The sequence below is a fragment of the Rhizobium sp. Root1203 genome (assembly GCF_001424945.1).
GTDB lineage: Bacteria > Pseudomonadota > Alphaproteobacteria > Rhizobiales > Rhizobiaceae > Rhizobium.
Genome location: NZ_LMCW01000006.1, coordinates 54740 through 78737, shown reverse-complemented (window position 1 = coordinate 78737; position 23998 = coordinate 54740). Strand labels below are relative to the sequence as shown.

Genomic DNA, 23998 nt, shown 5'->3' with positions numbered 1-23998 from the left:
TGGCCGCGGATCGTTACGCCTCGCCGTCCGGCAGCGTCAGGATCAACGGCCCGTTTCGCGTGGCAACCACCGTATGCTCATACTGAACAGTCGGCGCCTGCGGATCGGCATAGAGCGTCCAGGCGTCGTCCCCACCTTCGGCCCATGTGGCGCCGAGCGACAGGAACGGCTCGACCGTGAACACGAGACCGTCCGTCATGATCCGCTTTTCGGAGGGATCAGGCCACGTCGACAGCTCGCCCGGCTCCTCATGCAGCGACCGCCCGACACCGTGACTCGCAAGGTTTGCGACCAGCGTGTAGCGGTTCCTCGCGGCAAAGGCGCCGACCGCCTGACCGATCTTGGCAAGCGAGTCGCCGGATTTCACCTGGTTGAGACCGACCCAGAGCGCGCGCTTGCCGTCGCGGCAAAGCCTCTCGATCTTCGGCTTGAATGGAGGCACGCTGAACGATGCTCCGGTATCGGAAAAGAAACCGTCCTTTTCTGCCGACACATCAATATTGACGAGATCGCCCGGCCGAATGACGCGCGGCCCGGGGATGCCGTGAGCGATCTCCTCGTTCACGCTGATGCAGGTGGCGCCTGGAAACTGGTAGCAGAACTCGGGCGCGGAACGGGCGCCGGCCTCTTCCAGCACCTTGCGGCCGATCTGGTCGAGTTCCAGCGTCGTGATGCCGGGCTCAAGGGAATCAGCCATGATCTGCAGGGCATTGGCGCAGATTCGGCCGATTTCCTTCAGCTTGAGAAGTTCGTCTTCACTTTCGATGATCATGGATCCGTTCCCGGCCTCCGCGGGGCCGGTCGGCCGGCTCTCGGTCAAAATGAGAGCACGACGTCGGTAGAAATCCAACTCATCCTTTACGGCATCATGCTCTTGCTTTAGGCGGTGGCTTTCGCCCCTTCGTCGCTTTCAGTCAATGCCTTTCTGACGATTGGCGCGACTTTTGTGCCGTAAAGCTCGATGCCGCGCATGATCTGGTCGTGCGGCATCAGCCCGATTGCCATCTGCAGCAGGAACCGATCATTCTTGAACAGCCGATGATGGGCGACGATCTTCTCGGCGACGAGTTCCGGGTCGCCGATGAAGAGCGCACCGTTCGGGCCGCGGGATACATCGAAGTGCTGGCGGTTCGTCGGACCCCAGCCTCGCTCACGACCGATGCGGTTCATGACGTCCGCCTGCGGACCGTAGAACTGGTCGGCAGCCGCATCGGTCGTATCGGCAATGAAACCGTGGACGTTGATGCTGGTCTTGAGCTTCGCCGCATCCTGCCCTGCCCTGCGGGCAGCCTCGCGATAGAGGTCGAACAACGGCGCAAATCGTCGCGGTTCACCGCCGATGATCGCCAGTGCCACCGGCAGCCCAAGTGCGCCGGCGCGGGCCACCGACTGCGGCGTTCCGCCGACGGCGATCCAGATCGGCAGCGGATCCTGCAACGGCCGCGGATAGACGCCGCGGCCATTGATGGGCGCGCGCATGGCACCGGACCATGTCACCGTCTCGCCATCGCGCAGCGCCATCAGCAGGTCGAGCTTTTCCTCGAACAGCTGGTCGTAATCTTCGAGATTATAGCCGAACAATGGGAAGGACTCGATAAAGGAGCCGCGACCGGCCATGATCTCGGCGCGGCCTTCGGAGAGCAGATCGAGCGTGGAAAACTGCTGGAACACCCGCACCGGATCGTCGGAGCTGAGTACCGTGACGGCGCTCGTCAACCGGATGTTCTTCGTCTTCACCGCGGCTGCGGCAAGTGCCACCGCCGGTGCCGATGCCGCATAGTCCGGCCGGTGATGCTCGCCGAGCCCAAAGACATCGAGCCCGACCTGGTCGGCCAATTCGATCTCCTCGATCAGATGCTTGAGCCGCTCGGCCGCCTCCGCACCTTTGCTCCGGCTCGGATCGGGGTTCACGTCGGCAAAGGTATAGAGGCCCAGTTCCATGGCTTGCATCCCGTTGAATTCATTCCTTCAGATAAGGATGGGGCAGAGCAGGAGCAAATACAAATTCTCGAAGGAATTGTTCGTGAATGTTGATGGGCGAGCTAGAATTGGGCGATCCATGGATTGACGATCTCGATCTCCTGCCCTTGAAAATCCTTCACGTTCCGTGTGACCAGAACAAAATCCCGCTCTCTCGCCGTCGCGCCGGTGAACCTGTCTCGCAGGGGCCCGCATCAGCGACACTCAACACGGCGGAATATGAGCATTGCCAAATCCGATTCCAAGTTCAACCACTTCGGCGCTTGAACGGAACCATCCTGCGAACCTCTTCAAACCGGAGATAAAGCCCGCCCCAGGCGATGAGGCCCATGTAGACCCCAAACAGCAGGTGCGAGAACACCGGGCTCCCGACGCGCAGGTGCGTGGCGATCGCGCCGCCAAGCAGCCCGGTGAGCAGGATGGCACCGAGCACGGACGTCCGCGGGACGGCATAGAGCAGCGCGCAGAGGAGCGTGATGACACCGAGACCTCGGGCAAGGATGGGATCGCCGGAATAGCCGAGTGCCGTCAGCGTTTCGGTGACCGGCGCTATCGGCACCATCTTGATCGCCCCGTCGAAGACGAGGAACGCCACGATCAGGCCGCTCATGGCGGTCCCGGTAGCGGTCTGCCAGCGCGGCAGACTTGTGCTTGATTCGATCATTGCAGACATGGATAGATCCCCCTGTTTCGACTCTTGAAATTCACATCCTGGAGAGGAGCTCGGCGAGCTGGTCGGCGCATTTGCCCCAGCCCTCGTGGAAGCCCATCTCCTCGTGCGTTTTCTTGTCCTCTGCCGTCCAGTGCACGGCCTTGGCGGTGTACCGAGTCCGGCCGCTGCCGAGATCTTCCAGAAGAATGATGCCTGTCATGAAGGGCTTTTCCGACGGCACCCAGGCGCTGGTGAAGGCATCGGTGAAGACGATCTTCTCGTTCTCGACGATTTCGAGATAGACGCCGCGGTTCGGAAATTCCTGGCCCTCGGGGCTGCGCATGACGATCACGTTGGCGCCTCCCGGGCGAACGTCGAGCGTGGCTTCGGCGACGCTCCACGGGCGCGGCACGAACCACTCCTTCATCAGTTCGGGATCGGTCCAGGCCTTGTAGATCTTCTCGCGCGGCGCATCGAATTCGCGGACGAGAACCAGTTCATGGTCGGCATTGGCGGTCATTTCAGCATTTCCTCCTGTTGAGCGAAACCTGTTTTGCATCAGGTTGTTACAAGGACGTCGGACGGCTTGCCGTTCCGACATAGGTGCAGGATTTTTCAGATTTTATTTTACCGCAGGAAGGGCCGGCCCGTTTTGCAGGCTGTCGATCTGCCCGCGGATATGGGCCGCTTCAGCCGCCGAATGGGCAAGGGCAATGGCGCGGTCGAAGGCTTCGTGCGCCTCGCGCGCCCGGCCGATCTGCTTCAGCAGGCCGCCCCGCAGGCCGTGATAATAGAAATAGCCGTCGAGCTTCTCACCGAGCGTTTCGACCAGCCTCAGAGCCTCCTCCGGTCCCCTCAGCTTCGACACCGCGACGGCGCGGTTAAGCGTGACGACAGGCGACGGCTGGATGCGTTCCAGCGCGCGGTAGAGGAGTTCGATCTCCTCCCAGTCGGTATCTTCGGCACGCTTGGCGCGCGAGTGCAATGCCGCGATCGCCGCCTGAAACTGATAGGGCCCAGGCTGGCGATGGCGGATCGCCTTGTCGAGCAGGGCAAGCGCCTCGTTGATGAGTTCCCTGTTCCACAGCGAACGATCCTGATCTTCGAGCAGCACGATGTCGTTCTCGCCATTGAAGCGTGCTTCCCGGCGGGAGATCTGCAGCAGCATCAATGCCAGCAGTCCCATGATCTCCGGCTCGCCGGGAAAGATCCGCAGCAGCAGCCTGCCGAGACGGATCGCTTCGCCGCTGAAGGTGCAGGCCTCGTGTTTCGGATCCGCCTGGCTGTAGCCCTCGTTGAAGACGAGATAGATCATCGTGCTGACGATAGAGAGCCGTTCCGCGCGCTCGGCCGCATCGGGCGTCTCGAAGGGCACGCCCGCCTTGGCGACGCGGGCCTTCGCACGGGTGATGCGCTGTTCCATTGCGCTGTCGCCGACGAGAAATGCGCGGGCGATCTGCTGCACGGACAGCCCGGAGACGATCCGCAGCGCCAGCGCGATCTGCTGCGTGGCAGGCAGGTCCGGATGGCAGCAGATGAAGAGCAGCCGCAGGATATCGTCGCGATAGTTGGAATCGTCCAGCCGCTCGGCGATATTGCTTTCGGCGTCTCCCGTGTCGGAGATCAGCTCTTCGTCCGGCAATGCCTGGGTCTTCGACCGCTTGCGCACGGCATCGATTCCGCTGTTGCGGCCGACGAAGATCAGCCACGCCGTTGGATCGCGCGGCGGCCCCTTGTCCGGCCATGTGCGGATGGCGCGCAGGCAGGCCTCCTGAAAGGCCTCCTCCGCGATATCGAGATCGCGGAAGTATCTGAGCAGCGCGCCAAGCGCCTTCGGCCGGGCCGAAGAAAGCGTCACGTCGATCCAGGCAATGTCTGTCATGTCGAAGTTTCTCCCGGCCTGAAGACGTAGAACGGCCGAATTTCATAGGAGGTGGAACCGGGATTGACCGCTGAAAGCTCCTTCGAAAAGGCAACGGCCTCCTCCAGAGTATCGAAATCAACCACATAGAAGCCAAGCAGCGCTTCCTTCGTTTCGGCAAAGGGACCGTCGAGAACCAGAGGCTCTTCCTTGCCCTTTCGCACCGTCGTCGCCGCCGTCGTCGGCATCAGCCGGCCGACCGGCCCGAGCTTGCCCGCCTTGGCAATAGGGTCCTGAACGGCATGGAGCTTCGCCATCACGGCATCCTCCTCCTCCTTGGTCCAGGAGAACACCGTCTCTTCATTGGCATAGCAAAGGATCGCATAAAGCATGTCTGTCCTACTCCTCTTCCTGAATGACGAAGGAGTAGCGCGACAACCGACAAGGTGCAGCAAAAATTTGCGAACGGCCTGAAGGACATGCGCGCTTTTCGCTGCCAGCTGCCGCCGCCTCGGCGGCGGCTTCGCGCCAAGACTGTCTTGCTCGCTCCTGGTGGGCTATTCTTCAATCTTCGGCTCGACGAGCCTTGCCAGGTTTCTCAGCGATTCCTGCCAACCGAGATAGCAGGCCTCCAGAGGAATGACGTCCGGTATGCCTGCCTGCGTTATATCAAGCTCGGTCCCGACCGACACCTTCTTCAACGTCACGGTGACCTCCATTTCGCCGCGAAGGTTGGGGTCGTCGAACCTGTCTGTGTAGCGCAGGCGCTCGCCAGGAACGAGCTCGACATATTCGCCGCCAAACGCGTGGCTGTTGCCCGTTGTAAAGTTCCGGAAGGACATCCTGAACGTCCCGCCGACCTTTGGCTCCAAGCCGTGCACCGTGCAGGCAAAGCCGTTTGGCGGGAGCCACTTGGCGAGCGCGTCCGCCTCGAGGAAAGCGCGGTAAACCTTGTCTGGACTGGTTGCCAGAACGCGGTGCAGGCGTACGGTATTCGGCATGATCATCATCCTTTTATAGTGATGGAATGGACGATCCCAGGACGAACGAGGCTTTGTCAATCCGACACGGGATCGATCTGTTCTCCAAGTAATCTGACACCGCAGGATTTGACAACGATCGAATGTGGACGGCTTCGTCCGAAGGACGGACGTGATGACTCGACGCCCGACACCAGTGCGCCCGGGGATCGACGGGCCATCACGTGCACCTCCCCGCTTTCATGCTAGACTGGTCTTCGACAACGGCCGCGAAAGAGGAGAGCATGGCTGAACTCAAGAAACCCCCTCAAACCGCTGCTGCCCACAAGCGGCGACACAAGTTCAACCCCAAGCGCGACGTCAGACCCCAGGTTTTGACAAGAGCCAATCGCCTCGTCGCCTGGGCGGCTTCGCTCGTCGTCATCGCGTTCCTCGCGATCCTCGCGGTTCATGCGATGCTTGTCAGGTGGTAGTTGGAGGCGGCAGGGGCGGACCGGTGCGCTATGAGAACTGCCGCAACTGTCGGAGAAAGCTGAAGCGAGCCACGCGTCCCGTTTGAAGCGCATTGCCATCAAGCCGCCCACTTTGCCCCGGATTGCTCTGCAGCCGACCGCCATCGGCCGAATCACAGAGGCATCCGAGACGAGACATGAAGACGCTGCCGAGCCTGCTTGCCGCCTGCGCCCTGTTGACTGGCGTGTACGACACCGCGATTGCCGGTAACGCTCCGGAGAATTTCATCTACACGAGTTCCGGCGATCTCCCGTCGGCCGGCGCCCTTCTCGGCCGGCCCGATATCGGCGGCGTGCAGATCGTCTACAACTGGCGAAAGCTCGAAACCGTCAAGGGAGAGTACGACTTCTCCGCCATCGAGGCCGACCTTGCCATCGTCAGGGGCTTGAACAAGAAGCTCTTCATCCAGATCCAGGACCGCTTCTTCGAGCCCGATGCGCGAAACGTGCCCGACTACCTCATGACCCATCCGGAATACGGCGGCGGTATCTCCCCTCAGTTCGACAATCCCGGCGAAAACAAGCCCGTCGGCTCCGGCTGGGTGGCGCAGCAATGGAACCCCGCCGTGAGAGCGCGCTATCAGGCCCTTCTCAAGGCGCTGGCAGAGAAATTCGACGGTGAGGTCTATGGCGTCAACCTGCCGGAAACGGCAATCGACCTTGATCCGAAGCACGAACCGGAAGGCTATAGCTGCGACGCCTATTTCCAGGGCGAAATGGAAAACCTCGCCTTCGCCCGCAAGGCCTTCCGCAAGAGCAAGGTCGTCCAGTACGTCAACTTCTGGCCCTGCGAATGGGACAACGACCACGACTACATGGGCAGGCTCTTCGATTTCGCCGCAAACAACGACATCGGCCTGGGCGGCCCCGACATCGTTCCCTATCGCAAGGGACAGATGAAGAACTCCTATCCGTTCTTCAACAAATACAAAGGCAAGCTCGCTTTCGTCGGTCTCGCGGTACAGGAGCCCACCCTGACCTACAAGAACCCGAAAACCAAGAAGCCGTTCACCAAGGCCGAGTTCACCGCCTTTGCTGGCAACTATCTCGGCGCCGACGCGATCTTCTGGAGCACCGCGACCCCCTGGCTGAGGAAATAGAGAGCGCGGTCGGCGGCGCCCGCAGTGCCGACACCGCGCCTATAGCAAAGAGATACCTCATGCTCCTCGCAGGTGCTCGTCACAGGCGCCGGATGAGGCGGCCGGCACTGTCGTAAAGCCCCGGCGCGGCACCGTTTTTAATTCAAGGCCGATTGCGACACCGTGAGCCGCAGGTCTGTCGCATCGAGCACCGCCATCGCGCCGATTGGCACGCTGAGCGGTCGCTCACCGTGACCAAGCGGCAATCCGCCAAGGATGGGCACACCGAACCTCCCAAGATGGTCGCGCAGAAGACCGACCAGTACGGGATAGCGAGCATCCTCGAAGCCGGTGAACTGTCCGATCGCCACCCCCGCAATGCGGTCGAGGTGCCTCGCTTTGCGCAGCATCGTCAGTTCGCGATCCACCTGTCCGATGCCGATGCCAGCGGCCTCGATCAGCAGGATCGCCCCGGTGAGATCAGGCAATGCCCAGCCGGCGCAGGTCGCGATCATGCTGAGATTGCCGCCGATCAGCCGGCCCCGCGCCACCCCTTCCGTCGTTGCGGCGATGGTCGGTTCGCTCTCCCGCGCATGGAGCGTCAGATCCGCCTCGCTCATCAGCAGCTGCAGCAGGCAATCGCGGCTCCTTTCTTCTGCCGGCCATTCCGCATCGCTCATCAAGGCTCCATGGATGCCGATCAGCCGACACTCTTTCCAAAGCATCAGATGCAGGGCGGTGATGTCGCTGAAGCCGACGAGCGGCTTCGGATCTCGCCGCGCGGCCTCGAAATCGAGCTGCTCCGAAATGCGGAAGGAGCCTTTGCCGCCGCGCGTTGCAAAGATCGCCCTGACATGGGGGTCCCGCAGCGCATCATTGAGATCGGCAAGCCGGTCCTCGTCCCTGCCGGCAAGATAGGCGAACTTGTCGAAGGCATGCGGCCCGAAATCGACGTGGAAACCCAGGCATTCCAGCACTCTCGCCCGCTCCAGGATCAATTCCTTGTCCGGCGTGCTCGCCGGGGAAACGAAGCGGATAGTGTCTCCCGCCTTCAGTCGCGGCGGCAGCAATACCGACGGTTCGATCGCCATGTCGCCTCCTCACATCTCGCTCAGCGTCCGCTTCACAGCACTTCGCCAGCCCTTGAGCTTCACGGCGCGCGTCTTCTCGTCCATGTCGGGTTCGAAGCGGTGGTTGCGTTTCCAGCTCTTGGCAAAGCCTGCGCGATCCGGCCACACCCCGGCCCTGCTGCCGGCGAGCCACGCGGCGCCGAGAGCGGTGGTCTCCAGGATCATCGGCCGATCGACGGGCGCGTCGAGGATGTCGGCAAGCCGCTGCATCGTCCAGTCGGAAGCCACCATGCCGCCGTCGACGCGCAGAACGGTGCTTTCCACGCCGCCCTTCCAGTCCTTGTGCATGGCATCGAGCAGGTCGCGCGACTGGTAGCAGACCGCCTCAAGTGCCGCGCGGGCAAATTCCCGCGGACCGCTGTTGCGCGTCAGGCCGAAGATCGCGCCGCGGGCGTTGGCATCCCAATGAGGCGCGCCGAGGCCGGTGAAGGCGGGCACCAGATAGACCTCCTGCGTCGGATCCGCCTGGTCGGCGAGTTCCCCGGTTCGCGAGGCGCTGTCAATGATGCCCAGACCGTCGCGCAGCCACTGCACGGCCGCGCCGGCAATGAAGATCGAGCCTTCGAGCGCATAGGTGGTCTCGCCGTTCAGCCGGTAGGCGATGGTCGTGAGCAGCCGGTTCCTGGAGCGGACCATGTCGCCGCCGGTGTTCAGCAACGCAAAGCAGCCGGTTCCGTATGTGGATTTCATCATCCCGGGCTCGAAGCAGGCCTGCCCGATCGTCGCAGCGTGCTGGTCGCCGGCAACGCCGAGGATCGGGATCGCGGCACCGAGAATATCGGGATCGGTGACGCCGAAATCGTCGGCGCAGTCCTTCACCTCCGGCAACATCGCCACCGGCACCCGCAGAATGTCGAGGAGGTCCTTGTCCCACTTATTGTCGCCAATGTTGTACATCAGCGTGCGCGACGCATTGGTCGCATCGGTCGCGAAGCTCTTGCCGCCCGTCAGGCGCCAGATGAGGAAGGTATCGATCGTGCCGAAGCAAAGTTCGCCCTTGGCGGCGCGCGCCCGCGCGCCCTTCACATTGGCGAGCATCCAGGAAAGCTTGGTTCCGGAGAAGTAGGGGTCGAGAAGCAGCCCGGTCTTCTTCGTGAACGTCTTTTCGAGATCCTGCTTCTTCAGCTTCTCGCAATAGCTTGCCGTGCGGCGGTCCTGCCAGACGACAGCGTTGTGGATCGGCCTGCCGCTGTCGCGCTCCCAGACGACCACCGTCTCGCGCTGATTGGTGATGCCGAGCGCCGCGATGTCCTTGGCCTCGATCCTTGCCTCGCGGATCGCCATTTTGATCGTGGAAACGACCGAATCCCAGATTTCCTCCGGGTCGTGCTCCACCCAGCCGGAGCGCGGATAGATCTGCGTGAACTCCTTCTGTCCGGCGCCCGCGATCTTCATCTCGCTATCGAACACGATCGCCCGCGTCGACGTCGTCCCCTGATCGATCGCCAGAACATATCCGCTCATGCCAGTCCTCCCCGCATCGTGATTATTGCATCAAATCAATAGGACAGAGGGGCAAGCGAGGAAAGCGCCCCGTGTTCGTTTCGACACAAGAGATTTGCCGGGAACGCAATTGCCAGGACAGGCGCTTTGCGCATACCCTCGTATGCTGATGTATCGCACATTGCCCAGCAGGAGCAGAGCATGGCCAGAACTGTCGTCGTCACCGGATCCACCAGCGGCATCGGGCTTGCAATCGCCACCGCATTTGCCGGCAAGGGCGACAACGTCGTCATCAACGGCTTCGGAAAAGCCGAGGAAATCAGGGCGATAACCGAGCGTCTTGAATCGGCGTCGAAAGCAAAGGCGATCTACCATCCTGCCGACATGAGCAAGCCGGCCGAAATCGCCGAGCTGATCGGCACGGCCGCCCGCGTCTTCGGTTCGGTCGACGTGCTCGTCAACAATGCCGGTATCCAGCATGTCGAGAAGATCGAGGATTTCCCGATCGACAAATGGGACCAGATTATTGCCATCAATCTGTCCAGCTCGTTCCATACCATGCGCGCCGCCATACCGCTGATGAAGGCGAAGAAGAACGGCCGCATCGTCAACATCGCCTCTGCCCACGGCTTGGTCGCCTCGCCGTTCAAATCGGCCTATGTGGCGGCAAAACATGGTATATTGGGCCTGACGAAGACGGCAGCGCTGGAGCTTGCGGAATTCGGCATCACGGTAAACGCCATCTGCCCAGGCTATGTGCTGACCCCGCTGGTCGAAAAGCAGATACCTGACACCGCCAAGGCGCGCGGCATGACCGAGGAACAGGTCAAGACCGAGGTGATCCTCAAGGCCCAGCCGACGCACGAATTCGTCAAGGCCGAAGAGATTGGCGCGCTGGCCCTCTATCTCGCCAGCGACGATGCCCGCCAGATCACCGGCACTCACATCTCGATTGACGGTGGCTGGACGGCGGCATAACCTTCAAAAAAACGATAAAAAACAAGGAACATCATGAACGACTGCATCCGCTTCATCCTGAATGGCGAAGACATTTCGCTAAGAGACGTCCGACCGACCGAGACGCTTCTCGACTTTCTCCGGTTGAAGCGCCGGCTGACTGGCACGAAGGAGGGATGCGCGGAGGGCGACTGCGGCGCATGCACCGTCCTCGTCGGTCGGCTGATCGACGGCAAGCTCGCTTATGAATCGGTGAACGCCTGCATCCGCTTCGTGGGATCGCTGAACGCCACCCATGTCGTCACGATCGAACATCTGGCGGCAAGAGACGGCACGTTGCATCCGGTGCAGCAGGCCATGGTCGATTGCCACGGCTCGCAATGCGGCTTCTGCACGCCGGGCTTCGTGATGTCGATGTACGGCCTTTGGCTCTCCAACGAGATGCCGAGTCGGGCCGATATCGAAAAGGCACTGCAGGGCAATCTCTGTCGCTGCACGGGCTATGAGCCGATCGTCAAGGCGGCCGAGCAGGTGAGCCGCGCCCGGCCGAGCGCCATTTTCGATCCGCTTGAACGGACCCGCTCCGACATCGTTGCCCGCCTCTGGGCGATGAAGGGCGGCGACACCATCTCGATTGCCTCGGGCGGGGACCGGCTCATCGTGCCGAACTCGGAGGAGGCGCTGGCAAGGGTCCTCGCCGAGGAACCGGACGCCACCATCGTTGCCGGCTGCACCGACGTCGGCCTCTGGGTCACCAAACAGATGCGGACGCTGAGCCCGGTCGTTTTCATCAACCATTTGCCGGAATTGCAGTCGATCGCCGCCGGCGAAGGCGGCCTCACCATCGGCGCAGGCGTCACCTACAGCCGCGCCTTCGACGCCATCGCCCGCAAGGTGCCGACGCTCGGCCGCCTGATCGACCGGATCGGTGGCGAACAGGTCCGCAACATGGGCACGATCGGCGGCAACATCGCCAACGGCTCGCCGATCGGCGACAGCCCGCCGCCGCTGATCGCGCTCGGCGCCACCGTCAAGCTCCGTTCCGTGTCGGGCACCCGCATGCTGCGGCTTGAGGACTTCTTTATCGACTACGGCAAGCAGGACCGCCGTCCCGGCGAATTCGTTGAGAGTGTCTTCGTGCCCTACCCCGCCGAAGACACCCAATTCGCCGTCTACAAGATCACCAAGCGCCGTGACGAAGACATCACCGCCGTGCTCGGCGCTTTCTATCTGACACTGGATACCGAGGGCGACGTCAACGACATCCGCATCGCCTTCGGAGGCATGGCCGGAACGCCGAAGCGGGCCCGCGCCGTCGAGACCGCACTGATGGGCAGGCCCTGGAGCGAGGCGACGATCGAGGCTGCCCGCGACGCTTTCGATGCCGACTACCAGCCGCTCAGCGACTGGCGTGCGACGGCGGAATACCGCCGATTGACGGCAAAGAACCTGTTGATGCGTTTTTACCTGGAAACCTCGGGGACGCCCGCCGAACTGAAGCGTTTCGAGGAGGTCGCCTGATGGCTGACATGACCCAAGGTACAAGCCGCCTCCCTCATGCGGCTGCCGCCACCTTCTCCCTGCTGGGGAGAAGAGACAAGCAACGCGGCCGCCTGTCTCGCACACTTCCGTCATTCCTGTGCCCGTCACAGGAATCCAGCATGCCCAAGTCCTTGGGCATACAAGACTCTTCGTCGAGAAAACGTGGTTCTCTCGCGGCGCACAGGCGCCGTGGCTGGATTCCTGTGACAAGCACAGGAATGAAGGCATCAAGTGTGCTCGGTTCGAACGAGCGCCGCGATCTCGGAGGCCAGAACTAATGGATAAGTCCACCTTCGCGGATCCGAAAGTCGTTATATCAGGCCCGATGCACGGATCTGTTCGACACGATTCCGCTCACAAGCACGTCACCGGCACCGCCGACTATATCGATGATCTGCCGGAACCCGCCGGCCTGTTGCATGGGGCGCTCGGCCTCTCCGACCGCGCGCACGCCGAAATAACAGGCATCGATCTGTCGGAAGTCGCGGCAACTCCCGGCGTCGTCTGGGTCTTCACCGGCAAGGACGTGCCCGGCGTCAACGATGTCAGCTCCAATGGCAGCCATGACGAGCCGCTGCTCGCCATCAGCAAGGTCGAATTCCACAACCAGCCGATCTTCGCCGTCATCGCGGAAACCCGCGACATCGCCCGCCGGGCCGCCCGCAAGGCAAAGATCGAGTATCGCGATCTTCCGCACTGGAGCGACATCGACGGCGCGCTCGCAAACGGCAGCCCGCTCGTCATCACGCCGATGACGCTCAAGCGTGGCGAGGCAAAGGAGGAAATGGGCAACGCCCCGCGCCGCCTGAAGGGCCAGATGCGCATCGGTGGCCAGGAGCATTTCTATCTCGAGAGCCATATCGCCATGGCGATCCCCGGCGAGGACGACGAGGTGACGGTCTGGTCTTCCACCCAGCACCCGAGCGAGATCCAGCACATCGTCGGCCATGTCCTGAACATTCCGTCCAACGCGGTGACCGTGAACGTGCGCCGCATGGGCGGCGGCTTCGGCGGCAAGGAAACGCAGGGCAACCAGTTTGCGGCGCTCGCCGCCATCGCCGCCAAGAAACTGAAGCGCGCCATCAAGTTCCGTCCCGACCGCGACGAGGACATGACGGCAACCGGCAAGCGTCACGACTTTCTGGTCGACTACGAACTCGGTTTCGACGGGGAAGGTCGTATCCACGCCGTCGACGCGACCTACGCCGCGCGTTGCGGCTTCTCCTCCGACCTCTCCGGCCCGGTCACCGACCGCGCGCTTTTCCATGCCGATTCCAGCTACTTCTATCCGCATGTGCACCTTGCGTCGAAGCCGCTGAAGACCCACACAGTATCGAACACCGCCTTCCGCGGCTTCGGCGGTCCGCAGGGCATGCTTGGCGCCGAACGGTTCATAGAGGAGATCGCCTATGCTGTCGGCAAGGATCCACTCGACATCCGCAAGCTGAACTTTTATGGGCAGCCGGGCTCCGGTCGCACGCTCACCCCCTATCACCAGGAAGTCGAGGATAGCATTCTCGAGCGGATCGTCGGCGAACTGGAAGAAAGCGCCGATTATCAGGGCCGCCGCAACGCCATCATCGCGTTCAACCGGGACAGCCGCTTTATCCGCAAGGGCATCGCCCTGACGCCGGTAAAATTCGGCATCTCCTTCACCATGACCGCCTTCAACCAGGCGGGTGCGCTCGTCCATGTCTACCAGGATGGCTCGATCCACCTGAACCACGGCGGCACCGAAATGGGCCAGGGCCTTTACATCAAGGTCGCCCAGGTTCTGGCCGACAGCTTCCAGGTCGATATCGAGCGGGTGAAGATCACCGCGACGACCACGGGCAAGGTGCCCAATACCTCGGCCACCGCCGCATCCTCGGGCTCCGATCTCAACGGCATGGCGGCATTCGACGCCGCACGCCAGATCAAGGAACGGCTGGTCGCATTTGCCGCCGAAAAGTGGGGCGTACCGGCATCGGAGGTGATTTTCCTGCCGAACCGCGTACGCGTCGGGGACAGGGAAATCCCCTTCCCCGATTTCGTCAAGCAGGCCTACTTCGCACGTGTCCAGCTCTCGGCAGCCGGTTTCTACAAGACGCCGAAGATCCACTGGGATCGCGCCGCCGGCCGCGGCACGCCGTTCTACTACTTCTCCTACGGTGCATCCTGCACCGAAGTCTCCATCGACACCCTGACCGGCGAATACCTCATCGACCGCACCGACATCCTGCACGATGTCGGCCGTTCGCTGAACCCGGCGATCGATATCGGCCAGGTGGAAGGCGCCTTCGTGCAGGGAATGGGCTGGCTGACGACGGAAGAGCTGTGGTGGGATGCCAAGGGGCGGTTGCGCACCCATGCGCCGTCCACCTACAAGATCCCGCTTGCCTCCGACCGGCCGAAGATCTTCAACGTTCGCCTGGCCGAATGGTCGACCAATGCCGAGGCCACCATCGGCCGCTCCAAGGCCGTCGGCGAGCCGCCCTTCATGCTGGCGATCTCGGTGCTGGAAGCCCTCTCGATGGCTGTCGCCAGCGTCGCCGACTACAAGGTCTGCCCGCAACTCGACGCCCCTGCAACGCCGGAGCGCGTGCTCATGGCCGTCGAGCGGATGAAGAAGGTGTGATATGGCGATCCGCGAGGTGCTTTCCGGCGTCATACCCAGAAGCGACTTCCGCGGCTTTCTCGCCACTCGCCCCGTTGCGATCCTGATCGAGATAACCCGCACCCAAGGCTCGACGCCGCGCGAAGCCGGGACATTCATGCTCGTCTCCGGCGATGCGATCTGGGGCACGATCGGCGGCGGGCAGTTCGAATACATGGCAATCCGCAACGCGCGGCAGTTGCTCGATGGAAGCGGCGGCACGGAGACGATGGACATTCCTCTCGGCCCGGAGATTGGCCAGTGCTGCGGCGGGCGCACGCAGTTGCGCTTCCGTCGCGTGACGGATGCGATCGTCTCAACACTGGAGAGAAAGCGAAGCGGCGAAGCCGACCACCTGCCGGAAGTCTATTTGTTCGGCGCCGGCCACGTCGGCAGGGCGCTTGCGGCGGCGCTTGCGCCCCTGCCGGTTTCCGTCACCGTCGTCGAAACCCGTGAGAGCGAGCTCGCCAATCTGCCGGCCGAGACGGCGACGCGTCTCGTCCCGATGCCGGAAGCGCTGGTCAAGGATATGCCCGCGGGCACCGCAGTGGTGATCCTGACGCATGACCACGCTCTGGATTTTCTGATCGCCAGCGAAGCCCTGTCACGCACCGATCTCGCCTACACCGGCATGATCGGCTCGGCCACCAAGCGCGCCACCTTCGCAAGCTGGCTGGCGCGCGAGGGCGGCGGCGACAAGTCTTGGACCGGGCGGCTGACGCTGCCGATCGGGGGCACCGCGGTCAGGGACAAGCGCCCGGAGGTGATCGCCGCCATGACCGCCGCTGAAATCCTCACCGCGCTTGCTGCTTACCGCCAGGGTTCCGCCTCGTAGCGCGGCTCGCGGCCGTCCATGAAGCCGAGGTCACGCTTGACGCGATCCGGCATGCCTTCCAGATCCAGCCGCTCCCGTCGCACGATGCGCCGTACAACGGTCCTGGCGAGACCTGAAAGCCAGAAAGAGGGCTTGGACGCTGCTCTCGTCTCAGCCTGTTCAATCGTTACGCAATCCATGACATCACCTCGATAATCTTGTCTTGGCTTGCAGTCTGTGGGATAAAATGCTGCAATTCCAATCGAACAACCGTCTGGATGCATAAAGAGAACTTATCCATGAAGCTGTCGAAGCAATTCCCGCTCAACGCCTTGCGCGTGTTTGAGGCAGTCGCCCGGCTCGGCAGCTTCACAAGGGCCGGCGAAGAGCTGGGTATGACCCAGACCGCCGTCAGCTATCAGGTGAAGCTGCTGGAAGAGAATATCGGCGAACCGCTTTTCCTGCGCCGTCCCCGCCAGATCAGCCTGACGGACGCCGGCACGAGGCTGGCGCCGAAGGTGACGGAAGCATTTGCCATGCTCAGCGATGCGATGGCGTCGGTGCGCGAGGCCGTCGAGGAAACGCTGATCATCCATTCCACGCCGACATTCGCCTCGCAGTGGCTGGCGCGGAATTTGGGTTCCTTCCAACTGCGGCATCCGAACATCGCCGTACGTTTGATGACCTCGGACACGTTGATCGACTTCACGCGCGAGCCGGCGGACGTCGCGATCAGGAGCGGCAAGGGCGACTGGCTCGGTCTGGCTGCCCATCGGCTGATGAAGGTCGATTTCACGCCGATGCTGAGCCCTGGGCTTGCAGAGAGCATCGGCGGCGTGAAAGATCCGAGCGACCTGCTGAAGCTCAGGATCATCGATGCCGGCGATCCCTGGTGGGTGGTGTGGTTCGAGGCTGCTGGCGTGCCCGATCCCGACCTCGCCGGTCGACCGCGCAGCCGGCTCGGTGCGCAGTCCTTCGAGGCAAGCGCCGCGATTGCCGGGCAAGGCGCAGCAATCCTGACGCCGGAATTCTACCGAGACGATCTTGCCGCCGGGCGGCTTCTGCAACCCTTCCCGCTCGTCTGCAACGATGGCGTGGATTACTGGCTCGCCTACCCGGAGGGCCGTCGCAACGTCCCGAAGATCAAGGCGTTCCGCAACTGGATCCTTGAAAACATGAACGGAACAACGCCGGATCAGGCCAGTGGCCCGTCAGCCTAGTACCCCATTTCCGGGGCATAGAAGCAACGAGGCGTATCCTCGTTCGGAAAAAGGCACAGATGATAGTCGCCATCGCCGGATTTCATGGCCTTGGTCATCGGCAGCAGAAAGACATGGGCATGGGTGACGAGACGATGATCGCCGGGCAGCAAGGTCACGCGGTAGCCGCGCGGCGTAACCGCCACGCTCTTGGAAGGGATCATCTGGCAATCACCGGTCTCGTTGTCGCCATTGCAACAGAAGGGTTCGTAACTCCAGCCGGAAGGAGCGTCGTGTGCTTCGACACATGTCGCAAAGGCAATCATCAAAAACACAAGAATGCTGCGCATCGGCATCTTCTCCGTCGATGAATGCGCCGCCGTGAGCAAACCGATCCTCAACCCGGCGGCCTCAAACGAAAGTGTAACCGAGTCTTAACATTTCAAGGACTGCTAAAATTCAAAGTGAAGCATGCGGAGGAAATGTAGGCGGCAAATGCATGGACTAAATACAACCCATAATATACATCTCCATGATATGATCGTGCGCCGCAAAGCGATGTGGAGTGTTCATGCGAGCTATTTCATTTGCCGTTTCCATTCTGTTCGCAGCGTCGGCGAACGCTACGGCCCTAAGCTATTTTCATACGAACCCCGTTGACTTCGAGAGACTTAAGGCGGGAGGAATGATGCCGGCCCACGCACTCCTGGAACAGCGCTTTGACAGCCTGTGCGTCATGGGACCCTATCAGGACAAGGTGCGCGAAGACGTTGCCGCGCGCGACAGGATCAATGCTTACCTCTCAGATATCGGATACACCGGCGACGAAGGCGAGTGGGCACTCGTTCTGGTGCGCAGCGCCGACGTAGAGGCGCTGCGGTTCAGGAGTTCCGCGAAACTCGATTTCATATCGCCATGGGAGGTCCAACAGTCCCGTATCGTCGGTCTCCCTGAGCGCTTCGCGCCAGCATCGTGCGTCGATGGCAACGCCGCAATGTTTGCGAAAACGGAGAAGGACGGTCGCACCTATATCAGCTTGGGAACGAGCGCCGAATAACGCGTTTCCCCTTTCCTCCGGGCCCAACTTTTTGCATGGTGCTGCACCGGAGGAAGAATAGGGGAACTGAATGTATGAATACGCCATAGCGTGGGAATGGCTGGCTTTTGCCGCCCGTTGGTTCCACGTCATCACTGCGATCGCCTGGATCGGCTCGTCGTTCTATTTCATCGCGCTCGATCTCGGCCTGGTGAAGCGCCCGCACCTTCCGCCGGGCGCCTATGGCGAGGAATGGCAGGTCCACGGCGGTGGCTTCTACCACATCCAGAAGTACCTGGTGGCACCCGCGCAGATGCCGGAGCATCTGACCTGGTTCAAGTACGAAAGCTATTTCACCTGGCTCTCCGGCTTCCTGATGCTCTGTATCGTCTATTATGGCGGCGCCGATCTCTTGCTGATCGATCGGCACGTGCTCGACGTCAGCGCTCCCGTCGCGATCCTGATTTCGCTCGCCTCGCTCGCCGTCGGCTGGATCGTCTACGACCTGCTCTGCAAGTCCCCTATCGGCAGGAACACCTGGGGGCTGATGATCGTGCTCTATGCCGTACTCGTCTTCATGGCATGGGGCTATACTCAGCTCTTTACCGGCCGCGCCGCTTTCCTGCACCTCGGCGCGTTTACGGCGACGATCATGTCGGCCAACGTCTTCATGATCATCATCCCCAACCAGAAGATCGTCGTCGCCGACCTCATCGCCGGTCGCACGCCGGACGCGAAGTATGGCGCGATTGCAAAGCAGCGCTCGCTGCACAACAACTATCTGACGCTGCCCGTCATCTTCTTCATGCTGTCGAACCACTATCCGCTGGCCTTCGGCACTGCCTACAACTGGGTGATTGCGGCGCTGGTCTTCCTGATGGGCGTCACCATCCGCCACTGGTTCAACACGACGCACGCCCGCAAGGGCCGCCCGACCTGGACCTGGATCGCCACCGTCGTCATCTTCATCCTGATCATGTGGCTTTCGACCGTACCGAAGGTACTGACCGGGGAGAAGGATGCTGCGGCAGAAACCGTTGCCCCCGCCTTCCAGCAGTTTGCCGGAGACGCACACTTTCCTGCCGTCAAGCAGCTGGTCTCGACGCGCTGTTCCATGTGCCACGCCGCCGAACCCGTCTATGAAGGCCTAGCGCGGCCGCCGAAGGACGTCGTCTTCGAAACCGACGCCGAAATTGCCGCGCATGCCCGCGAGATCTATATACAGGCGGGGCGCAGCCACGCGATGCCGCCAGGCAACGTGACCGACATGACGTCAGACGAGCGCAAGCTGCTGGTCGCCTGGTTCGAAAGCGCAGTCGAAGGCAAACAGGAATAGCGGGAATGATATCGACCCTCCGCGCCATTCTCCTGGCATCTGCCCTGACCATGTGCGGCCAGAGCGTTGTCGATGCGGTGGCGGCCGATGCTCCTGTGGCGGCCGGGTTTTCCGGCGACCTCAACGCCCTCGGGACCGAACCATTCTGGGCCGTGACGATCCGCGCGGACGGCCTGACCTTCAGCCGTCCGGGGGAGGATGACGTCAGGAATGCGAACCCCGGTGCGGTGTTCGCCCAGGAGGCGGCCACATGGACGATCGCGGGCGGATCGGCGCCTTTCGAGCTGACGTTGACGAAGGAGGCTTGCTCCGACGGAATGTCCGATCGCCACTACGCGTTCAAGGCGGTTCTGGCGTTTCAGGACAAGACGCTGTACGGCTGCGCCGACACGCCGGCGGCGATCGCCGCCCAGCCAGCGCCCTGACGCCAAGCCAACCCTGGCGGAGCAGGAACCGCAGCATGAAAACCGCATAGAAAAGGCAGAGCCCATGACACACACCCTTCTCCGCGGCCGGCTGCTGTCTTTCCTGCGTTCCCCGCAGAGCCTGACGGACACCGAGAGCTACCTCTACGAAAGCGACGGGGGGCTGCTCGTCGAAAACGGCCTGATCGTCGCCTCTGGCCCGTATGACAAAGTCCGCGCCGAAGCACCGGCCGATACCCTGACGATTGACCATCGCCCGCATCTCCTCATGCCGGGTTTCATCGACACGCACCTGCATTTCCCGCAGATGCAGGTCATCGCCTCCTATGCCGCGAACCTCTTGGAATGGCTGAATACCTACACCTTCCCCGAGGAATGCCGCTTCGTGGAAAGCGCCCACGCGCAGAAGATCGCCACGCATTTCTACGACGAGCTCATCCGTCACGGCACGACGACGGCGGTCGCCTATTGCTCCGTCCACAAGACGTCAGCCGATGCCTTCTTCGGCGAGGCGATGCGACGCAACATGCGCATGGTCGGCGGCAAGGTGATGATGGACCGCAATGCCCCCCAGGGCCTGCTCGACACGCCGCAGATGGGCTACGACGAAACGCGGCAGGTCATATCGGACTGGCACGGCAAGGGCCGCAACCATGTCGCCATCACGCCGCGCTTCGCGATCACCTCGACGCCGGCGCAGATGGAGGCGACGCAGGCGCTCGCCCGCGAGTTCCCCGATCTGCATATCCAGACGCACCTTTCGGAAAACCACGACGAAATCAAGTATACCTGCGAGCTCTATCCGGAAGCGATCGACTACACCGATATTTACGCCCGCTACGGCCTGCTGGGCGACAGGACGCTCTTCGGCCACTGCATCCACCTCTCGGAGCGCGAGGCCGACGCGATGAGCGACGCCGGCGCCGTCGCCGTCCACTGCCCGACCTCGAACCTCTTCCTCGGCTCGGGCCTGTTTCCGCTAAAGGCGCTGGCGCGCCGCGAAAAGCCGGTGAGAATAGGCGTCGCCACCGATATCGGCGGCGGCTCGAGCTACTCCATGCTGCGCACCATGGACGAGGCCTACAAGATCCAGCAGCTGCTCGGCGAGCGACTGAACCCGCTGGAAAGCTACTACCTGATGACGCTGGGCAACGCCCAATCCCTGGCGCTGGCCGACAGGATCGGCACGCTGGAAGCCGGAACCGACGCCGACATCGTCGTGCTGAACGCCGCCGCGACCCCGGCCATGGCGCTCAAGATGGACGTGGTGAAGACCCTGCCCGAAGAACTCTTCCTGCTGCAGACGATGGGCGACGACCGGGCCATCGTGGAGACCTACGTTGCGGGCGTGGCGGCGAAAAGCGCTATCTAGGCGTGTGAGACCAAGACGCCTGATCGATGATGAAACCTTGCACCGCTGACGATCTTGACGACGATCCGTCAAACGCTGACTATCGACACGATTGCTTCCACCGGCCGCATGGAGTGAGCATTGCGCAACAAAATCCCGACAATTCTCGCATTTGTGGTCTGCCTGCTCGCGATGCCCCTGGCGTTTCCGGCACCGGCACAGGCCGTCACCATCAACATCAACATCGGAACCAACCTCAACAACGGCAGGCCGATCACCTGCCGCGAGGGCGAATGGCGTCTGCGCAACCGCGGCTTCCGCGATGTGCGGCGCGTAGATTGCCGAGGCCGCATCTTTCTGTACCGCGCATGGCGCGGCAACCAAAGGTTCGAGATAGCACTGAACAGTCGCGATGGCCGCGTTTCAGACGTGCGCCGCATCCGGCGCTAGCCGCCGGGCAATGCCGTCAACCTGCGCCGCCGTCGTCTCTTCGAGCCAGGCCTCGAAATGTGCCGCACCGAGACGTGCGTTGTCGCCGGGCGTCAGCGACCGGGCGCGCGTTCTCGCGGGGCCTTCGCGTGGCCGGATTGCCTGGGTGACTCACGTCTTCTGCGTAAACCAGACAGTCGGTGCCCCGACAACGCCTCCCCTCTGCATTGCCTTTGCCAATTCTTCAATCCTCGTGAAGGCTTTGGCCGCCTCCAGCGTCGCGAATTCGTGCGTAACGGTCACGTCGTTGGGATCGTCGGTCGATTGATAGACCGCCTCCGATAGAACGCCGTTTGCCTTCTGGATCGGCAAGAAGCCATCATAGGTCTTCCGCCATGCCGCGTAATCGGAAACTGCGTGTCTCACGAACAAAGTCGTCATGTCGCGCTCCTTGTTGGGTTGGGTTCGCATTCGCGATCGTTCGGTAGCCACGCGCAACGAGAGACGGCAACGATCTCGACGCATGTCACAAACAGGCCGGCGCTTCCGGTCGCACGATCGTTTCGCGGAGCCCTCCTTGCCGACAAAACACTCTATCACGTATGACTAATATACAACGCATGAGTAGCAGCCGGCGATCGCGATCTTCCGGCTGCTGGCACTCCAAGACAACGCGTATACGGTGAAGAACTGCCTCTAGCGTTCGAACGTCTTCAAGGCCTCCATCGCCGCGCGCACGATCGGCACGTTCCTGATATCGGAGTGAACGACCAGCCAGACTTCGCGTGTCAGCGGCGTCGGTTGCGGAATGGCTTCGACGAGGTCTCCGGCGCCGCCAACCAGAAAGTCCGGCAATATCGCCACGCCTCCCCCCGCGCGCGCTGCTGCTACCTGGAATTCAAGGGTCGACGCCCGCATTGTTACCCGTCGTCCATTCGCAACGGCAAGCAGCCGCTGGTGTTGCGGCGAAGTCATCATCGTTTCGTCATATGCGATGAAGCTCCAGTCTTGTTCTGGCACCGAGGCAAGATAGGAGGGAGCGGCGTAGAAACCGAACGCGACCTCGCAGAGCTTCGTCACCGTCAGGTCGCCTTGCTCCGGCATGGTCATCCGCACGGCGATGTCGGCCTCGCGCCGGTCGAGCGAAGCGTAGCGCGTCTCACCGACGACAACGATGTTGATATCGGGGTGCTTGAGCCTGAGAGCGACAAGCGGCTCCACAAGCAACGCGCCAGCAAAAGCCGGCGGCGCGCTGATCCTGATATCGCCCGCCAGCGTCGCACCGGCTGCAAGCCTTACACGCTCGATCGCAAGCGCCTCCTCCCCCATGCGCTCGGCCATGCCGGCGACGCGCTCGCCCTCGGCCGTCAGGAGGATGCGCCGTCCGCGCCGGTCGATCAGCTTCACGCCCATCTGTGCTTCCAACCCCGCGATACGGCGGGCGACCGTTGCGTGCTCCACGCCAAGCGACCGGGCGGCGCCAAGCAAAGTCCCATTCCGCGCCAGCGCGGCAAAATGGCGAAGGTTTTCCCAATCCAGCATTGATCGTTTTTTCCCATTGGATGGCGAACAATAGGGAATTTTCGATCAATACGCCATCGATCATAGTCCTCTCGACAGCAATTGGAGATAGAACATGGATACGGTCGTAACACTCCAGGCCCCGGGCGGCGTCGATCAGCTACGCGTGTCGGAGCGCGCGCCACAGCAGCCGGGAGCAGGTGAAATCCGGATACGTCACGACGCGATCGGCATGAACTTCCTCGACATCTATCACAGGAAGGGTGTCTACGCCCTGCCTGCCTATCCGGCCGTACTCGGTGTGGAGGGCGCAGGCGTCGTCGAAGAGGTCGGCGCGGATGTCGCCGCCTTCGCCCCCGGCGATCGCATTGCCTATGCTGGCACACCCGTCGGCGCCTATGCGGCGACGCGGTTGCTTCCCGCGCAACGCGCCATTCGGCTGCCCGATGAAACGCCGTCGCGCATTGCCGCCGCCTCGATGCTGAAGGGGATGACGGCCTACATGTTGTTGACACAAACTTATCGGGTCGAGCCCGGCACGGTGATTCTCGTGCATGCGGCTGCCGGCGGCCTCGGCTCAATTCTGGTGCGCTGGGCAAGGCATCTCGGAGCGACAGTCATCGGAACCGTCGGCACGCCTGAGAAAGGCGACCTCGCCCGCTCCTATGGTGCCGACCACCTGATCGTCGGGCGCGACGCCGATGTCGTCGGGGAGGTGAAGCGGCTGACATCAGGTCGAGGCGTCGACGTCGCCTATGACGGGATCGGCGGCCACATGCTGGCGAAGACCATACAATGCGTTCGCCCGTTCGGCGTCGCGGCGACCATCGGCCAGGCGGGTGGAGCCATTCCGCCGGTCTTCGTGGATGAACTGCGACCCGGACGGTCCCTCGCTCATCCGAGTATCATGGCCTACATCGCCAACGCCGCCGACTATGCGGCGGCCGCAAAATCCGTGGTTGCAACGATGGGCTCCGGGATCGCAGCCACGATCGCCGGCGAGTACGCCTTGGAAGACGCGGCGGAAGCCCAGCAGCACCTAGAAGATGGGCGTGCCGCAGGCAGCCTGATTCTTGTCCCCTGAGCGACGAAAGAGGTACACAACCGTCTGAAAAT

Annotated in this window: 26 protein-coding genes; 13 read left to right on the top strand and 13 right to left on the bottom strand. The window is 62.3% G+C overall.

Annotation, left to right across the window (positions count from 1 at the left end; translation table 11 throughout):
• Nucleotides 1-13 precede the first annotated feature (13 nt).
• From map to ASC97_RS06960, 7 genes are all read right to left on the bottom strand, one after another.
• Nucleotides 14-772: a type I methionyl aminopeptidase gene (gene map, locus ASC97_RS06990; protein WP_057467629.1), complete on the bottom strand. Its 759-nt coding sequence runs from the start codon at nucleotides 770-772 to the stop codon at nucleotides 14-16.
• A 107-nt stretch (nucleotides 773-879) separates the two neighbouring features.
• On the bottom strand, nucleotides 880-1941 hold the full coding sequence (locus tag ASC97_RS06985; protein WP_057467628.1) for an LLM class flavin-dependent oxidoreductase: 1062 nt from the start codon (nucleotides 1939-1941) through the stop codon (nucleotides 880-882).
• A gap of 286 nt (nucleotides 1942-2227) precedes the next feature.
• Nucleotides 2228-2653 (bottom strand): DoxX family protein, encoded by a 426-nt coding sequence (locus tag ASC97_RS06980; RefSeq protein WP_082529896.1) that lies wholly within the window; start codon nucleotides 2651-2653, stop codon nucleotides 2228-2230.
• A gap of 31 nt (nucleotides 2654-2684) precedes the next feature.
• Nucleotides 2685-3152, bottom strand: coding sequence for an SRPBCC family protein (locus ASC97_RS06975; protein WP_057467627.1), 468 nt, complete (start codon nucleotides 3150-3152; stop codon nucleotides 2685-2687).
• 102 nt (nucleotides 3153-3254) lie between these two features.
• Entirely contained in the window at nucleotides 3255-4514 is a 1260-nt protein-coding gene (locus tag ASC97_RS06970) for an RNA polymerase sigma factor (protein WP_057467626.1), read from the bottom strand.
• Nucleotides 4511-4885: a YciI family protein gene (locus ASC97_RS06965; RefSeq protein WP_057467625.1), complete on the bottom strand. Its 375-nt coding sequence runs from the start codon at nucleotides 4883-4885 to the stop codon at nucleotides 4511-4513. The genes ASC97_RS06970 and ASC97_RS06965 overlap by 4 nt, the downstream gene beginning before the upstream one ends.
• Before the next feature lie 165 nt (nucleotides 4886-5050).
• A complete protein-coding gene (locus tag ASC97_RS06960; RefSeq protein WP_057467689.1) occupies nucleotides 5051-5494 on the bottom strand; it encodes an SRPBCC family protein in 444 nt (147 codons plus the stop codon).
• A gap of 263 nt (nucleotides 5495-5757) precedes the next feature.
• Here ASC97_RS06960 and ASC97_RS06955 point away from each other — a divergent pair, with 263 nt between their 5' ends.
• Both ASC97_RS06955 and ASC97_RS06950 read left to right on the top strand, forming a co-directional pair.
• Nucleotides 5758-5946 carry a hypothetical protein gene (locus tag ASC97_RS06955; RefSeq protein WP_057467624.1) on the top strand — a complete coding sequence of 63 codons (189 nt, stop codon included), beginning with the start codon at nucleotides 5758-5760 and terminating at the stop codon, nucleotides 5944-5946.
• Between the two features lie 176 nt (nucleotides 5947-6122).
• Nucleotides 6123-7085, top strand: a complete 963-nt coding sequence (locus ASC97_RS06950; protein WP_057467623.1) for a hypothetical protein — start codon at nucleotides 6123-6125, stop codon at nucleotides 7083-7085.
• Nucleotides 7086-7222: 137 nt separating this feature from the next.
• Here the strand turns inward: ASC97_RS06950 and ASC97_RS06945 are convergent, their stop codons facing one another.
• Nucleotides 7223-8155 carry a S66 peptidase family protein gene (locus ASC97_RS06945; protein WP_057467622.1) on the bottom strand — a complete coding sequence of 311 codons (933 nt, stop codon included), beginning with the start codon at nucleotides 8153-8155 and terminating at the stop codon, nucleotides 7223-7225.
• A gap of 9 nt (nucleotides 8156-8164) precedes the next feature.
• Nucleotides 8165-9658, bottom strand: a complete 1494-nt coding sequence (gene glpK, locus ASC97_RS06940) for a glycerol kinase GlpK (protein WP_057467621.1) — start codon at nucleotides 9656-9658, stop codon at nucleotides 8165-8167.
• A gap of 180 nt (nucleotides 9659-9838) precedes the next feature.
• On the opposite strand from glpK, the gene ASC97_RS06935 reads away from it, so the two are divergent.
• The 4 genes from ASC97_RS06935 (at nucleotide 9839) to xdhC (ending at nucleotide 15606) form a co-directional block, all read left to right on the top strand.
• Nucleotides 9839-10615 carry a 3-hydroxybutyrate dehydrogenase gene (locus ASC97_RS06935; RefSeq protein WP_057467620.1) on the top strand — a complete coding sequence of 259 codons (777 nt, stop codon included), beginning with the start codon at nucleotides 9839-9841 and terminating at the stop codon, nucleotides 10613-10615.
• Between the two features lie 33 nt (nucleotides 10616-10648).
• Nucleotides 10649-12115 carry a xanthine dehydrogenase small subunit gene (gene xdhA, locus ASC97_RS06930; RefSeq protein WP_057467619.1) on the top strand — a complete coding sequence of 489 codons (1467 nt, stop codon included), beginning with the start codon at nucleotides 10649-10651 and terminating at the stop codon, nucleotides 12113-12115.
• A 298-nt stretch (nucleotides 12116-12413) separates the two neighbouring features.
• Nucleotides 12414-14753: a xanthine dehydrogenase molybdopterin binding subunit gene (gene xdhB, locus ASC97_RS06925; RefSeq protein WP_057467618.1), complete on the top strand. Its 2340-nt coding sequence runs from the start codon at nucleotides 12414-12416 to the stop codon at nucleotides 14751-14753.
• Between the two features lies 1 nt (nucleotide 14754).
• Complete coding sequence (xdhC, locus tag ASC97_RS06920) at nucleotides 14755-15606, top strand: xanthine dehydrogenase accessory protein XdhC (RefSeq protein WP_057467617.1); 852 nt, start codon at nucleotides 14755-14757, stop codon at nucleotides 15604-15606.
• On the opposite strand, the gene ASC97_RS06915 is transcribed toward xdhC, so the two are convergent.
• Nucleotides 15582-15785 (bottom strand): hypothetical protein, encoded by a 204-nt coding sequence (locus ASC97_RS06915; protein ID WP_057467616.1) that lies wholly within the window; start codon nucleotides 15783-15785, stop codon nucleotides 15582-15584. The two genes, xdhC and ASC97_RS06915, sit on opposite strands and share 25 nt — an antisense overlap.
• Before the next feature lie 78 nt (nucleotides 15786-15863).
• Between ASC97_RS06915 and ASC97_RS06910 the strand changes: the two genes are divergently transcribed.
• On the top strand, nucleotides 15864-16805 hold the full coding sequence (locus tag ASC97_RS06910; protein WP_057467615.1) for a LysR substrate-binding domain-containing protein: 942 nt from the start codon (nucleotides 15864-15866) through the stop codon (nucleotides 16803-16805).
• On the opposite strand, the gene ASC97_RS06905 is transcribed toward ASC97_RS06910, so the two are convergent.
• Nucleotides 16802-17134 carry a hypothetical protein gene (locus tag ASC97_RS06905; RefSeq protein WP_037058921.1) on the bottom strand — a complete coding sequence of 111 codons (333 nt, stop codon included), beginning with the start codon at nucleotides 17132-17134 and terminating at the stop codon, nucleotides 16802-16804. The two genes, ASC97_RS06910 and ASC97_RS06905, sit on opposite strands and share 4 nt — an antisense overlap.
• A 221-nt stretch (nucleotides 17135-17355) precedes the next feature.
• Between ASC97_RS06905 and ASC97_RS06900 the strand changes: the two genes are divergently transcribed.
• From ASC97_RS06900 to ASC97_RS06880, 5 genes are all read left to right on the top strand, one after another.
• On the top strand, nucleotides 17356-17841 hold the full coding sequence (locus tag ASC97_RS06900) for a hypothetical protein (protein ID WP_156390315.1): 486 nt from the start codon (nucleotides 17356-17358) through the stop codon (nucleotides 17839-17841).
• 70 nt (nucleotides 17842-17911) lie between these two features.
• Nucleotides 17912-19156 carry a urate hydroxylase PuuD gene (gene puuD, locus ASC97_RS06895; RefSeq protein WP_057467613.1) on the top strand — a complete coding sequence of 415 codons (1245 nt, stop codon included), beginning with the start codon at nucleotides 17912-17914 and terminating at the stop codon, nucleotides 19154-19156.
• A 5-nt stretch (nucleotides 19157-19161) separates the two neighbouring features.
• The gene (locus ASC97_RS06890; protein ID WP_057467612.1) at nucleotides 19162-19581 is read left to right on the top strand and encodes a COG3650 family protein; all 420 of its coding nucleotides are present in this window, start codon (nucleotides 19162-19164) and stop codon (nucleotides 19579-19581) included.
• A gap of 64 nt (nucleotides 19582-19645) precedes the next feature.
• Nucleotides 19646-20953 carry a guanine deaminase gene (gene guaD / locus ASC97_RS06885; RefSeq protein ID WP_057467611.1) on the top strand — a complete coding sequence of 436 codons (1308 nt, stop codon included), beginning with the start codon at nucleotides 19646-19648 and terminating at the stop codon, nucleotides 20951-20953.
• A 120-nt stretch (nucleotides 20954-21073) separates the two neighbouring features.
• Nucleotides 21074-21382: a hypothetical protein gene (locus ASC97_RS06880; protein ID WP_113001173.1), complete on the top strand. Its 309-nt coding sequence runs from the start codon at nucleotides 21074-21076 to the stop codon at nucleotides 21380-21382.
• A 150-nt stretch (nucleotides 21383-21532) separates the two neighbouring features.
• Here the strand turns inward: ASC97_RS06880 and ASC97_RS06875 are convergent, their stop codons facing one another.
• Entirely contained in the window at nucleotides 21533-21802 is a 270-nt protein-coding gene (locus ASC97_RS06875; RefSeq protein ID WP_057467610.1) for an antibiotic biosynthesis monooxygenase, read from the bottom strand.
• A 255-nt stretch (nucleotides 21803-22057) separates the two neighbouring features.
• On the bottom strand, nucleotides 22058-22903 hold the full coding sequence (locus tag ASC97_RS06870; RefSeq protein WP_057467609.1) for a LysR family transcriptional regulator: 846 nt from the start codon (nucleotides 22901-22903) through the stop codon (nucleotides 22058-22060).
• A gap of 94 nt (nucleotides 22904-22997) precedes the next feature.
• Here ASC97_RS06870 and ASC97_RS06865 point away from each other — a divergent pair, with 94 nt between their 5' ends.
• Nucleotides 22998-23966, top strand: coding sequence for a quinone oxidoreductase family protein (locus ASC97_RS06865; RefSeq protein WP_057467608.1), 969 nt, complete (start codon nucleotides 22998-23000; stop codon nucleotides 23964-23966).
• Nucleotides 23967-23998 lie beyond the last annotated feature (32 nt).